This is a genomic window from Mesorhizobium sp. M0771 (assembly GCF_040320155.1).
GTDB lineage: Bacteria > Pseudomonadota > Alphaproteobacteria > Rhizobiales > Rhizobiaceae > Mesorhizobium.
This window is the reverse complement of the sequence record NZ_JAMYPC010000005.1, coordinates 322,934-335,786: the sequence shown is the minus strand read 5'-3', so window position 1 is coordinate 335,786 and position 12,853 is coordinate 322,934. Positions and strand designations below refer to the sequence as shown.

The window sequence follows — 12,853 nt, the reverse complement described above, 5'->3', positions numbered from 1 at the left end:
TCGGGGGTCTAAAAAACTTCGCAGTTCCAAAGCGCCGTCCGCTTCACTAGTGTGGCGCTGCAACCCGCGTCCCCGGTGAACCATGTCCGATGCTCCCAGAACTTCAGGCATGACCCGGCTGAGGAACTATTTCCTCACAGGCTTTATCGTCTGCGCGCCGCTGGCGATCACCGCCTATATCGCCTGGTCGTTCGTCGGCTGGGTCGATTCCTGGGTGAAGCCGTACATTCCGGCGCGCTACAGCCCCGACACCTATTTGCCGTTTCCGGTGCCCGGCTTCGGCCTGATCGTGGCGCTCGTGCTGATCACGCTGATCGGCTTCATGACCGCCAACATCGTCGGTCGCGCCATCGTCAATTTCGGCGAACGGCTGCTTGGCCGTATGCCGCTGGTGCGCGGCATCTACGGTTCGCTGAAGCAGATTTTCCAGACGGTGCTGTCGAACAAGGGCGATATGTTCCGCCAGGTCGGGCTGGTCGAATATCCGCGAAAAGGCGTCTGGTCGCTGGTCTTCGTCGCCAGCGAGAAGGAAACCGAGATCAACCAGAAGCTCGACCATGCAGGCGACCCGATGATCGCCGTGTTCATGCCGTGCACGCCGAACCCTACCACCGGTTTCCTGATGTACGTGCCGAAATCCGACATCGTGCTGCTCGACATGACGATCGAGGACGGCGCCAGGCTGATCGTCTCGGCCGGGCTGGTGGCGCCCGAAGTCAAGCCGAAAATGGTGACTATGAACGGCCAGCCGATCGACGGAGATCTCGCCAACCCGCCGCTTGGCGGGCTGATCGCCGAGGGCGCTCAGCCGGCGCGCAAGAGCCGTACGGCCTCGTCGCGGCCGAACAAATAGAGCAGCAGGCGCAGCGCCTCGCCGCGCTCAGACTGTAGTTCCGGGTCGCGCGACAGGATCAGCCTTGCATCGTCGCGGGCTGCTTCGAGCAAGTCGGCGTGCACCTCGATGCGCGCCACCTGGAAGCCCGGCGTGCCGGACTGGCGGGTGCCGAGCAATTCGCCTTCGCCGCGCAGCTTCAGATCCTCTTCGGCGATCAGGAAACCGTCCTCGGTCTCGCGCATCACCGACAGCCGGCGTTTTGCCGTCTCGCCGAGCGGGTCCTTGTAAAGCAGCACGCAGGAAGAAGGCTTGTCGCCGCGGCCGACGCGGCCGCGCAACTGGTGCAGTTGCGCCAGGCCAAAACGTTCGGCATGCTCGATGACCATGATGGTGGCATCCGGCACGTCGACGCCGACCTCGATGACGGTGGTGGCGATCAGGATGCGGGTTTCGCCGGCCTTGAAGGCGCGCATCGCCTCGTCCTTTTCGGCGCCCTTCATGCGGCCGTGGACGAGGCCGATGCGATCGCCGAACAAGGGCTGCAGCGAGGCAAATCGGTCCTCGGCCGACATCAGCTTGATCTCTTCGGATTCCTCGACCAGCGGGCAGATCCAGTAGATCTTCTGGCCGTCGGCAACCGCGTCCAGCATGCGACCGACCAGTTCGTCCAGCCGTTCCAGCGGCAGCGTGACGGTGCGGATCGGCTGGCGGCCGATCGGTTTTTCCGTCAGCTTGGAGACGTCCATGTCGCCGAAGGCGGTCAGCACCAGAGTGCGCGGGATCGGCGTCGCCGTCATCACCAGCATGTCGGGGGCGTCGCCCTTGGCGGTGATGGCAAGCCGCTGGTGGACGCCGAAGCGGTGTTGCTCGTCGACCACGGCAAAGACGAGGTCGTGATAGGCCACCGTTTCCTGGAACAGCGCATGGGTGCCGACGACGATGTCGATCTCGCCGCTGGCGAGACCTGATAGCGTTTCAGTGCGTTCGCGGCCCTTTTCGCGGCCGGTCAGGATAGCGACGCGCAGGCCGGCCTGTTCGGCCAAAGGCGTGATCGTCGCCAGATGCTGGCGCGCCAGGATTTCGGTCGGCGCCATCAAGGCCGCCTGGCCGCCGGCCTCGACTGCGCGCCCCATGGCCAGCAGCGCCACCACCGTCTTGCCGGAGCCGACATCGCCTTGCAGCAGGCGCAGCATGCGCTCGGGGTCGGCCAGATCGGCATTGATTTCGGCAAGCGCGAATTCCTGGCTGCCGGTCAATGAATAGGGCAGGGCTGCGCGCAGTTTCTCGACGATGCGACCGTCGCCGATGAGCGGCCGGCCCGACAGGCGGCGCACTTTTGCCCGCACCAATGCCAGCGAGACCTGGCCGGCGAGAAGCTCGTCATAGGCAAGGCGGCGCCATGCCACCCCCTCGATGGCGACATCGATCGGGTCCGCGGGATAGTGGACCCGGGCGAGCGCGTCGGCAAAGGCCGGAAAGGTCTGCTTGCGCATGAAGGCAGCGTCCTGCCACTCCGGCAATTCCGGCAGCCGGCCGAGCGCCTGGCCGATGGCGCGGCGCAGCACTTTTCCGGACAGGCCCGCAGTGAGCGGATAGACCGGTTCGACCAGCGGCAGGCTCTCAGTGTCACCTGCCAAAGCGATATGGTCGGGATGGACCATGGTCGGGCGGCCGTTGAACCATTCCATACGGCCGGAGACGACGACATGCTCGCCCACCGGCATCGCTTTTTCGAGATAGGCGGCATGGGCGTGGAAGAAGGTCAGGCCGATCTCGCCGGTGTCGTCATGGGCATAGACGCGGTAAGGCACCGACCGGTTGCCGCGCGGCGGCGGCTGGTGGCGGTCGATGCGCACGTCGAGCGTGACGATGGAGCCGGCCGGCGCAAGCGCGATGCCGGGACGATTGCGGCGGTCGATGACGGTGTGCGGCAGCACGAACAACAGGTCGCCGGCGCGCGCCGGCCGTTCGCCGAGATCGGCCGCCACCACCTTCTCGATCAGAGCGCCAACCTTGGGGCCGACGCCGGCAAGCGAAGTGATGGGCACGAAGAGAGGGTCGAGGAGGGAGGGGCGCATGGCTTTACCCTCCCCCCTGTGGGGAGGGTCGATCCGCGAAGCGGAGCGGGGTGGGGGTAGGTGCGCGTCTAACTTCAGAAGAAGGCGGCGCACCAGCGCAGCACCCCGTCTCACCCGCTTCGCTTTGCGATGCGTGCTCGCCGACCCTCCCCACAAGGAGGGTGAAGTGCGGGCGGTATCCGGCACCAGCGTTGTCAGGAGTGTTCTTCACACCTGGGATGTTTAGCCGCCCACCCGTGCGTTGCAAGGCTGACACCGCCCTCTATCCACGCTATATGCGCCGCACCAAGGAAGGATGCGGCACGATGACCGGGACGAAACGATCAAGCGAGGGGCTGGATATCAGGTGCCGCAAGCTGTTGTTCCGCTCCTGGCATCGCGGGATGCGCGAGATGGACCTTATCCTCGGTACGTTTGCCGACAACGAGATCGGCGCCTTGACCGGCAATGAAATCGACCAATATGAAAGGCTCCTCGACATCCCCGACACCGAATTCCTGCCCATGGTCACCGGCGAACGCCCGGTTCCCGGGAATATCGACTGTGCCGTCCTGCAAAAGATCCTGGCATCGCGCCGGACCATGACATTTTAAACGTGCAACCATGAGCCTCATTCCCAGAATCGGTCTGCCGAAAGGCCGCGCCGGCCAGTTCATCGTCGATGGCGTTGCCGATGGCTACGAAGCTTTTGCTCTGGTGCAGGCGATCCATGAGATCGCGCCGGACAGACCCGTGCTGTTCGTGGCGCGAGATGGCCAGCGCCTGCCGTCGATCATCGAGGCGCTGACCTTTGCCGCGCCCGGCCTGCCGGTGCTGGAGCTGCCGGCCTGGGATTGCCTGCCCTATGACCGCGTTTCGCCAGGCTCGGATGCCGCGGCCAAGCGGCTCGATGCGCTGACCGCGATGATCGCGCTGGCAAAAAAGCCGCATCGCGCGGTCATCTTGACCACTGCCAATGCGCTGCTGCAGCGCATTCCGCCGGCCGATCTGGTCGAAGCGCAGACTTTCCATGCAAAGCCCGGCAACCAGATCGACATGAACGCGCTGGTGTCCCGGCTGGAGATTTCCGGCTTCGAGCGGGTGCCGACGGTGCGCGGTATCGGCGGATTCGCCGTGCGCGGCGGCATCCTCGACCTCTACGCACCCGGCTGGACGGAAGCACTGCGGCTCGATTTCTTCGGCGACACGCTGGAATCGATCCGCGTCTTCGACGCCGCCACGCAGCGCACCACCGGCCAGCGCAAGTCGATGGCGCTGCAGGCGATGAGTGAAGTGGCGCTGACCCCCGAAACCATCAGCCGCTTCCGCCGGTCCTATATCGAAGCCTTTGGCGCACCGCAGCGTGACGACGGGCTTTATGCGGCGGTGAGCGAGGGCCGGCGCTTCGCCGGCATGGAGCATTGGTTGCCGTTGTTCTACGAGCGGCTGGAGACGGTATTCGATTATCTGCCTGATGCACCGGTGATCTTCGACCACCTGGCGCATGAGGCGCTGGCCGAACGCCACACGCTGATCCTCGACCATTACGAAGCGCGCCGCAAACAGGCCGACGCCGCGTTGAAGGACGCCGTGCCGTACAAGCCGGTGGCGCCGGACCTGCTCTATCTCTCGCCGGAAAACCTCGTGGCGTCGCTCGGACCGCGCGAAGCCATCGACTTCACTGCTTTCGATGCGCCGGATGTCGGGGCCAGGAAGGTCTTCCATGGCGGTTCGCGCCATGGCCGCAGCTTTGCCGAGGAACGGGCTGACCCAAACATCAACGTCTTCGATGTCGTCGTAAAACACATCGCCGACGAGCGCGCGGCGCGCCGGCGGGTCATCGTCGCCGGCTGGACCGAAGGCTCGCTCGACCGGCTTGGCCAGATCCTGGCCGAGCATCATCTCGGCAATCTCGTGCCGGTGGCGACGCTGGCCGAAGCCGAAAAGCTCGAGCCGGGCCAGGCCGCCCTTGCGGTGCTGCCGCTGGAATCCGGCTTCGAGACCGAACAGCTGGTTGTCGTCGCCGAGCAGGACATTCTGGGCGACCGGCTGATCCGCCGCTCGAAGCGCAAGAAGCGCGCTTCGGATTTCATTGCCGAGGCCTCGTCTCTGTCGGCCGGCGACATCGTCGTCCACGCCGATCACGGCATTGGCCGCTTCATCGGCCTGCGCACCATCGAGGCGGTCGGCGCGCCGCATGACTGCCTGGAAATCCACTATGCCGGCGACGACCGGCTGTTCCTGCCGGTGGAAAACATCGAGCTTCTGTCGCGCTACGGCTCTGACACAGCCGAGGCGACGCTGGACAAGCTCGGCGGCGGCGCCTGGCAGTCGCGCAAGGCGCGGCTGAAGAAGCGCCTGCTCGACATGGCCGGACAGCTGATCCGCATTGCCGCCGAGCGCCAGATGCGTACCGCGCCGCCCATGGTGCCGGCGGAAGGGCTTTACGGCGAATTCTCGGCGCGCTTTCCCTATGAGGAGACCGACGACCAGCAGGGCGCGATCGATGCCGTCGTGGACGATCTCGGCGCCGGCAAGCCGATGGACCGGCTGATCTGCGGCGATGTCGGCTTCGGCAAGACCGAAGTGGCGTTGCGCGCCGCCTTCATCGCGGCGATGGAAGGGTTCCAGGTCGCGGTCGTGGTGCCGACGACGCTGTTGTCGCGCCAGCATTTCAAGACCTTTTCGCAGCGCTTCTCCGGCCTGCCGATCCGCGTCGGCCAGGCCTCGCGGCTGGTCGGCGCCAAGGAACTGGCGGAAACCAAGAAAGGCATCGCCGAGGGGCAGGTCGACATCGTCATCGGCACCCATGCACTGCTCGGGTCGGCGATCTCGTTCAAGAATCTCGGCCTGCTGATCATCGACGAGGAGCAGCATTTTGGCGTCAAGCACAAGGAACGGCTGAAGGACCTCAAGACCGACGTCCACGTGCTGACGCTGTCGGCGACGCCGATCCCGCGCACGCTGCAGCTTGCCTTGACCGGCGTGCGCGAACTGTCGCTGATCGCCACGCCGCCGATCGACCGCATGGCGGTGCGCACCTTCATCTCGCCTTTCGACCCGCTGGTCATCCGCGAGACGCTGCTGCGCGAACGCTATCGCGGCGGCCATTCCTTCTATGTCGTTCCGCGCATCAGCGATCTCGCCGAAATCCATGATTTCCTGCGCGAATCCGTCCCCGAGCTGAAGGTGGCGGTGGCCCATGGCCAGATGCCGCCGGGCGAACTCGACGACATCATGAACGCCTTCTATGACGGCCAGTACGACGTGCTGTTGTCGACCACCATCGTCGAATCCGGGCTCGACATTCCGACCGCCAACACGCTGATCATCCATCGCGCCGATATGTTCGGCCTGTCGCAGCTCTACCAGCTGCGCGGCCGCGTCGGCCGTTCCAAGGTGCGGGCATATGCGTTGTTCACGCTGCCGGCCAACCGCAAGCTCACCGACACGGCCGAGCGCCGGCTGAAGGTGCTGCAGTCGCTGGACACGCTTGGCGCCGGGTTCCAGCTCGCCAGCCACGACCTCGACATCAGGGGCGCCGGGAATCTACTCGGCGAAGAACAATCCGGACACATCAAGGAGGTCGGCTTCGAGCTCTACCAGCAGATGCTGGAAGAGGCGGTGGCCGAGGTGAAGGACTCCGGCGAGGTCCAGGACGGCGGCTGGTCGCCGCAGATCGCTGTCGGCACGGCTGTCATGATCCCGGAAAGCTACGTGCCGGACCTTCAGCTCAGGCTGGCGCTCTACCGCCGCCTTGGCGATCTCGAAAACACCGAGGAGATCGATGCTTTCGGCGCCGAGCTGATCGACCGCTTCGGCCCGCTGCCGGAGGAAGTGAAGCATCTGCTCAAGATCGTCTTCATCAAGGCACTCTGCCGCAGGGCCAATGTCGAAAAACTCGATGCCGGCCCCAAGGGCGTCGTCATCCATTTCCGCAAGCGCGAGTTTTCCAACCCGGTCGGGCTGGTCAAGTACATCGGCGAACAGGGCTCGCTGGCCAAGATCAGGGCCGACCACAGCGTGGTCTTCATCCGCGACTGGCCGACAGCCGAGAAGCGTCTGGCGGGCTCGGCTGTCGTCATGACGCAGTTGGCGCGGCTGGTGGCCACCTAGACTTTCGGATGGAAATTCGACTGCAACTGCAGGTCGGATGCCGAGAACGTGCCGGCGCCGACGATGACGTGCCCGGCAGGCACGGTGAAGCCGCGCGCGGCGCCGGCGCCTTTCAGCAATCCGGCCCGTCGGTCGGGGTCGGGCTCACGAAAACTGCCGCCCGGTTCCAGCCGGCAACTGTCGACCGTGATTGCACCGAGAAGCTGGCTGCCTGAACCCAGCACCGTTTCGCCGAAGACCGCCGCGCCGTTGAGATAGCGGCCTTGATCGCCGATCACGATCGAGGCTCCCGGCCTGTTGGCCTTTGCAGTAAAACCACCTTCACCGAACTGGTTGCGTGAGCCGACGCGGATGATGCCTGTGGCTGCTTCGAACAGTGTGTTGGCGTGGAAAATGTTGGCGTCGCCGATCTCCAGCGCGCCACCGTCGGTGCAGAACAGGTAGACGCCGGGGAAGAAGACGTTGCCTCGCCCGATGACGGCGCCTGCGGAAATCAGCGTGGAGTAGGGGTCGTAGATCACGTTGCCGCGCTCGGACAGGCCAACCACCTCTTCGATCGTAAACAGGCCTTGCTCGCGGCGCACGCGGTCAAAGTAGGCGGACACGGACATAGGGACTCCATGGAGAATTGTTGCGCGGCGGACGATGACCGGCGCGACTAGATCGGTGAGGATCGATTCTGGCACCAAGCGATATTGCACAGCCGTCGCGAAGATAAGAAGCCAAAGTGGGTCGCGGCATGGCGCTCCCCATCATTCGCCAGCGCTTGAATTCCGGTCTAGAATAGGAAATCGGCTTCGTGTATGGAGCCGCCATCCCCATATGGGGCGGAATGGCGGGCAAAAGCCTGCTGGAAAGAGCGTTTGGGTGCAGCGATGACGAAATGGTCGCCGAATTCTTGGAGAGCGAAGCCGATCAAGCAGGTTCCTGCCTATCCGGACCTTGCCGCCCTGAAGAGCACGGAAGCCCAGCTCGCCACCTTTCCGCCGCTGGTTTTTGCCGGTGAGGCGCGCAAGCTGAAGAAGCAGCTTGCGGCCGTCGCTGCCGGCGACGCATTCCTTCTGCAGGGCGGCGATTGCGCCGAGAGTTTCGCCGAGCATGGCGCGGACAACATCCGCGACTTCTTCCGCGTCTTCCTGCAGATGTCGGTGGTGCTGACTTTCGCCGGCGCGCAGCCGGTGGTGAAGGTCGGCCGCGTTGCTGGTCAGTTCGCCAAGCCGCGCTCGTCCGACAATGAGACCAAGGGCGAGGTGACGCTGCCGAGCTATCGCGGCGACATCATCAACGGCATCGAGTTCGACCCGAAGTCGCGTATTCCCGACCCGGCCCGCCAGGAGATGGCTTACCGCCAGTCGGCGGCGACGCTCAACCTGTTGCGCGCCTTCGCCCAGGGCGGCTATGCCAGCCTGGAGAACGTGCATAGCTGGATGCTGGGTTTCGTCTCCGACAGCCCGCAGGGCGAGAAATACGGCAAGCTCGCCAACCGCATCACCGAGACGATGGACTTCATGAAGGCCGTCGGCATCACCTCGGAAACCAACTACGCCTTGCGCGAGACCGATTTCTACACCAGCCACGAAGCGCTGTTGCTGGGCTATGAAGAGGCGCTGACCCGCGTCGATTCGACGTCGGGCGACTGGTATGCAACCTCCGGCCACATGATCTGGATCGGCGACCGAACCCGCCAGCCCGACCATGCCCATGTCGAATATTGCCGTGGCATCAAGAACCCGCTCGGCCTCAAATGCGGTCCGTCGCTGACGCCGGATGGTTTGCTGGAGCTGATCGACCTGCTCAATCCGGAGAACGAGCCGGGCCGGCTGACGCTGATTGCCCGCTTCGGCTCCGACAAGGTCGCCGACCATCTGCCGAAGCTGGTGCGCGCGGTGCAGAAGGAAGGCCGCAGCGTCGTGTGGTCGTCCGATCCGATGCACGGCAACACGATCGAGGCCGCCGGCTACAAGACGCGGCCGTTCGACCGCATCCTCAAGGAAGTGCAGACCTTCTTCGAGGTGCATCGCGCTGAGGGCACGCACCCCGGCGGCATCCATGTCGAGATGACCGGCAAGAATGTTACCGAATGCACCGGCGGCGCCCGCGCCATCACCGCAGAGGAATTGCAGGACCGCTACCACACCCATTGCGACCCACGCCTTAACGCCGACCAGGCGATCGAATTGGCTTTCCTCGTCTCCGACCTGTTGAAGAAGAGCCATCCCGTGCAGCACAAGCAGGCGGCCAACGGCTGAACCCGTTTTCAGATTGAAGTGGAAAGCGCCGGAGAGATCCGGCGCTTTTTCGTTTTGATCAACGCCCGCGTTCCCAGCGCAATCCGTTGAGCCGGGGATCGTTGGCAAAGGCGGTTCTGGAAAACTCGATGCGCCTTTCCGGAAATTCGCAGATCGCCTGGACGCCGAGGGAGCCCAGCCGGATGCGCCATGTGTGCGGCTCCAGCGGCTTGGCCTTGGTAAAGCCGCGGCATGTCAGCAGCGCCACATTGACGCCCTTCGGGTCGCGCGCCGAACGGTAACGGATCGCCTCCAGCCCAGCCTCACGCGCGACATCGGCAATCGCCTGGCTGGCGGCATAGTCGGTCGGATGCGTCCAATGGGCCCGGTCGCGGTCGAGCGGCGGCCGCGTCAGGTCGATGGCCTTGTCGGTACGGATCGCGGCGGCGAAGGCGGTGTATTCGGCGGCGTCGTGCGGCCATGGCGTGTCGGGCGAATCGGCGAAGAACAACAAGCGGTAGAAGGCCATTTCGGCGACCGCCGTCATGATCGTCTCCGCGGCATAGTAGACACCCAGGGTGCGGCCAGCGCGGCGGAAGCGCGAGCCGTAGGGATAGATCGAGCCGTAGCGGAAGGGCGTCGCCAGGAGATAGTGGAGATGCCGGCATTCCATGGGGATTTGCGGCTTGGTCTCCTCGATCAGATCCTCGAGCAGCGCCTGTTCGTCCAGCGTGTCGACGATCTTCAGCGTCGAGACGCGGTGCTGCGCCTCGACCATGCGCCAGTATTTGCCGTCGAGCCGGACGGCTTCAGACGAGAGCGCGTCGGGAGTCCAGATAGGCAATGACATCGACAAGCCCGGTAATAGTGAGGATCTTTTCAAGCGGGCTGCCATCGAAAGCCGTGTTGGCGTTCTTCAGCCATGCCCGGGCTATCGTCTCGTCACCGCCGACAATGGCATCGAGCGAACGGAACAGCCGCACGAACAGCACCGCGAGTTCGAATGGCTTGGTGCCGCGCTCCAGCAGGAATTCCTGCCTGCGCATGCGTGAAACCGTGGCTTCCGAGACGCCGATGATCGACGCAAGCACCCTGGCGGTTATATCCAAGAGTTCGGCGGCGCGCAGCGTGGCCTTGGTCAGAACCGCGTTTTCGGCCGCCTTCGCGGTCAGATCAGGGGCGGCAGCATTGGGTGGTGTAACAGACATGGCCTCTCTCTTTCCATGGAAAATATAGTCCACGGAAATTCATATGGAAAGAGGCGGGATCCGATAAATTTGCCTGTGCCCGGGAATTGGCTGCACGCCGAAGCGTCAGTCTTTCTTGTAGAGCAGCCAGTTCTTGCCGGTGCGGCCGGCCATTGTCGAGTGCCGGGTGACGCGGTTGCGCCCGCCAACCTTGGAGCGGTAGAGCGCCCGGTCCGCCTTGGTGTAAAGATCCTCCGGGCTTTCCGCTTCGGAAGCCATGCAGATGCCCATGGAAACGGTCACCGTGCCGTAATTGGCGCCGGTCTGGCTGCTGGTGAACGGCGTCTGTTCGATCAGCACGCGGATGCGTTCGGCGATCTCGTAAGTGGTATCCTCGCTGGCGCCCTCGACGATCAGCGCGAATTCCTCGCCGCCGGTGCGGGCAACGAACATGTCTTCACGGATGCTGGTCTGGAAGATTTCAGCGACGATCTGGATGATCTTGTCGCCGACCGGGTGGCCGTAGCGATCGTTGACACCCTTGAAATGGTCGATGTCGGCAAGGATCAGGGCGTTGAACAGGATCCCCTTGTTGGAGGTGTAAATCGCCGTGATTTGCTTGTCGAAGGCGCGGCGGTTCCAGATATGCGTCAAGGGGTCGGTGTCGGCGAGCCGCTTGTACTCCTCAAGCTTCGACTTGACGCTCTCCAGTTCCGCCGTCTTGTCGCTCAGCGTGGTTGCAACCTGCTTGCCGTGGTCGAGGGTCGAGTTGGTGGCCGCCGCCATGGCGCTGGCGACCTTCTGCAGCAGATCCTGCGAAAGCAGGCTGCGGTTGGCGAGGCCACTCGATGTCTCATCGAGGATCTTGCCGTATTTCTCGATATGGCTACGTTCGCTGCGCAGCAGCAAGGCGATGTCCTCGAGTTCCCTGGCCAGCACGTCGCGCGCCTGCTCGACAATGCCGGGACCGTGATGCTGGGCAAAGAAAGCGCGGCCGATGCGGTCGAGATCGTCCTGCGTCGGCTGGTTGCCCAGCGCGACGACGGCCAGGCCGAGTTCGCGATTGGTGCCTTTCAGTGCTTCGTAGAAGATTTCGTAATTGCGCGGCAGGCCAAGCACGCCGAGCTGACGCATGGTCGCCACAACGGCTGTTGCAATGTCGCTGTTTCGGTCGGTCTGGACGGCTGCCGGCTGCATGTTCTGTTCACTCTGCCTCTGGGAACCATCGCAGACCGTGCGAGATGCCGCCGACCGGAGAGTGCCAGCCGTATTTCGGATCATCCTGCGAAAGACACGTCCCCAATCGCGACATTCGCTTGGCAACGACCATAGATGCGCCGGCGCTAAAGTTTCCTTAATGTGCCGCCAGGTAACGCGTCCGTTCTACCGCAGGCTGCAGAAATGGTTTGCAAAGATCCTGAGGTCAGGTCCGAACACGCCCACCCCATGTCGCATTTGCCGGTGCCCGGCTGCGGCAAAACTGAAATCCTCTCGGCCAGCGGCGAAGCCGTGGACGATGGCTGGTGGAGGTAGGGATGAGCAACAACCACAGCGGATCTTGCCTGTGTGGAGCCGTGCGTTTCCAGACGCGAGGGCCGTTGCGCGGCGTCATTTATTGCCACTGTTCGCAGTGCCGCAAGCAGAGCGGGCATTTTTACGCCGCGACCAACGTCGCCGACGGCGACATCACGATAACCGGCGCCGACAACATCAGCTGGTACGAATCGTCTTCCTTTGCCAAGCGCGGCTTTTGCAAGATCTGCGGCTCGGTGCTGTTCTGGAAGCCGGGTCAGAATGCGTATGTCTCAGTTCTGGCCGGATCGTTCGACAACCCGACCGGGCTCGAAGGCCAATGCCACATCTTTGTCGGCGACAAGGGCGATTACTATACGATCGACGATGGACTGCCGCAGTTCGAGAAGTCGACGCCGACGATCAAGGTTGCGGAGGAGTGATTTTGCGGCGGCTGCCTTATTCCCTTGATCCAGCCATTGCGATATCCCCTGCCGGTGATTCGAAGGGGATGCGGCATGCAGCGGCTGATCGGTGCTTACTTCAATTCTGTGCGAGCCTTTCGCAAGCTCGCCGCCAGCGAAAGGGCATTTCAGCAGGAACTGATGCTGCTGGTGCTGGCGCTGCCGCTCGGCTGGTTCGTCTCGGTCTCGTGGCGCGGCTACGCGCTGTTGATCGGCGCGGTGCTGCTGCTCATCATGGTCGAAGTGCTGAACACCGGCATCGAGGCAGCCTGCGATGCCTTCAGTCGCGAGTTCAACGTCGACATCCAGCTCGCCAAGGACTGCGGCTCGCTGGCGGTGCTGATTTCGGTTGTTATCGTCGCCGGCGTCTGGGGAATCGCCCTCATCGAGCGCATCACGGGACTACCGATCTGATCTGAACGCTCCCATATGTTAGTCACCAAAGGAGACTGAC

11 protein-coding genes are annotated in these 12,853 nt (G+C 63.7%); 6 read left to right on the top strand and 5 right to left on the bottom strand.

The genetic code is table 11. The annotated features are described in order from the left end of the window. Positions 1–82: 82 nt before the first annotated feature. A complete protein-coding gene (locus tag NKI05_RS10930) occupies positions 83–853 on the top strand; it encodes a DUF502 domain-containing protein (RefSeq protein ID WP_031193123.1) in 771 nt (256 codons plus the stop codon). Here NKI05_RS10930 and recG read toward each other — a convergent pair. Beyond that, on the bottom strand, positions 805–2,913 hold the full coding sequence (gene recG, locus NKI05_RS10925) for an ATP-dependent DNA helicase RecG (RefSeq protein ID WP_352792365.1): 2,109 nt from the start codon (positions 2,911–2,913) through the stop codon (positions 805–807). The genes NKI05_RS10930 and recG overlap by 49 nt on opposite strands. A gap of 305 nt (positions 2,914–3,218) precedes the next feature. Between recG and NKI05_RS10920 the strand changes: the two genes are divergently transcribed. Both NKI05_RS10920 and mfd read left to right on the top strand, forming a co-directional pair. Continuing rightward, positions 3,219–3,506: a succinate dehydrogenase assembly factor 2 gene (locus tag NKI05_RS10920; protein ID WP_352792364.1), complete on the top strand. Its 288-nt coding sequence runs from the start codon at positions 3,219–3,221 to the stop codon at positions 3,504–3,506. 10 nt (positions 3,507–3,516) lie between these two features. Further along, complete coding sequence (mfd, locus tag NKI05_RS10915; protein WP_023815372.1) at positions 3,517–7,008, top strand: transcription-repair coupling factor; 3,492 nt, start codon at positions 3,517–3,519, stop codon at positions 7,006–7,008. On the opposite strand, the gene NKI05_RS10910 is transcribed toward mfd, so the two are convergent. Next, the gene (locus NKI05_RS10910) at positions 7,005–7,613 is read right to left on the bottom strand and encodes a hypothetical protein (protein ID WP_196814900.1); all 609 of its coding nucleotides are present in this window, start codon (positions 7,611–7,613) and stop codon (positions 7,005–7,007) included. The genes mfd and NKI05_RS10910 overlap by 4 nt on opposite strands. A gap of 270 nt (positions 7,614–7,883) precedes the next feature. Between NKI05_RS10910 and NKI05_RS10905 the strand changes: the two genes are divergently transcribed. Beyond that, positions 7,884–9,257, top strand: coding sequence for a class II 3-deoxy-7-phosphoheptulonate synthase (locus NKI05_RS10905; protein ID WP_023734446.1), 1,374 nt, complete (start codon positions 7,884–7,886; stop codon positions 9,255–9,257). Positions 9,258–9,315: 58 nt separating this feature from the next. On the opposite strand, the gene NKI05_RS10900 is transcribed toward NKI05_RS10905, so the two are convergent. From NKI05_RS10900 to NKI05_RS10890, 3 genes are all read right to left on the bottom strand, one after another. Then, entirely contained in the window at positions 9,316–10,086 is a 771-nt protein-coding gene (locus NKI05_RS10900) for an RES family NAD+ phosphorylase (protein WP_023734445.1), read from the bottom strand. Then, positions 10,046–10,444, bottom strand: a complete 399-nt coding sequence (locus tag NKI05_RS10895) for an MbcA/ParS/Xre antitoxin family protein (RefSeq protein ID WP_023701176.1) — start codon at positions 10,442–10,444, stop codon at positions 10,046–10,048. Before NKI05_RS10895 ends, NKI05_RS10900 begins: the two co-directional genes overlap by 41 nt. A gap of 105 nt (positions 10,445–10,549) precedes the next feature. After that, on the bottom strand, positions 10,550–11,620 hold the full coding sequence (locus NKI05_RS10890) for a GGDEF domain-containing protein (RefSeq protein WP_023681555.1): 1,071 nt from the start codon (positions 11,618–11,620) through the stop codon (positions 10,550–10,552). 338 nt (positions 11,621–11,958) lie between these two features. Between NKI05_RS10890 and NKI05_RS10885 the strand changes: the two genes are divergently transcribed. Further along, positions 11,959–12,378: a GFA family protein gene (locus tag NKI05_RS10885; protein ID WP_023725736.1), complete on the top strand. Its 420-nt coding sequence runs from the start codon at positions 11,959–11,961 to the stop codon at positions 12,376–12,378. Between the two features lie 75 nt (positions 12,379–12,453). After that, positions 12,454–12,813: a diacylglycerol kinase gene (locus NKI05_RS10880; protein WP_023667554.1), complete on the top strand. Its 360-nt coding sequence runs from the start codon at positions 12,454–12,456 to the stop codon at positions 12,811–12,813. Positions 12,814–12,853 lie beyond the last annotated feature (40 nt).

Bases quoted from the DNA above. Each gene is read 5' to 3' on its own strand.
- NKI05_RS10930 (WP_031193123.1), top strand. From the start codon at position 83: ATGTCCGATGCTCCCAGAACTTCAGGCATGACCCGGCTGAGGAACTAT.
- recG (WP_352792365.1), bottom strand. From the start codon at position 2,913: ATGCGCCCCTCCCTCCTCGACCCTCTCTTCGTGCCCATCACTTCGCTT.
- NKI05_RS10920 (WP_352792364.1), top strand. From the start codon at position 3,219: ATGACCGGGACGAAACGATCAAGCGAGGGGCTGGATATCAGGTGCCGC.
- mfd (WP_023815372.1), top strand. From the start codon at position 3,517: ATGAGCCTCATTCCCAGAATCGGTCTGCCGAAAGGCCGCGCCGGCCAG.
- NKI05_RS10905 (WP_023734446.1), top strand. From the start codon at position 7,884: ATGACGAAATGGTCGCCGAATTCTTGGAGAGCGAAGCCGATCAAGCAG.
- NKI05_RS10900 (WP_023734445.1), bottom strand. From the start codon at position 10,086: ATGTCATTGCCTATCTGGACTCCCGACGCGCTCTCGTCTGAAGCCGTC.
- NKI05_RS10895 (WP_023701176.1), bottom strand. From the start codon at position 10,444: ATGTCTGTTACACCACCCAATGCTGCCGCCCCTGATCTGACCGCGAAG.
- NKI05_RS10890 (WP_023681555.1), bottom strand. From the start codon at position 11,620: ATGCAGCCGGCAGCCGTCCAGACCGACCGAAACAGCGACATTGCAACA.
- NKI05_RS10885 (WP_023725736.1), top strand. From the start codon at position 11,959: ATGAGCAACAACCACAGCGGATCTTGCCTGTGTGGAGCCGTGCGTTTC.
- NKI05_RS10880 (WP_023667554.1), top strand. From the start codon at position 12,454: ATGCAGCGGCTGATCGGTGCTTACTTCAATTCTGTGCGAGCCTTTCGC.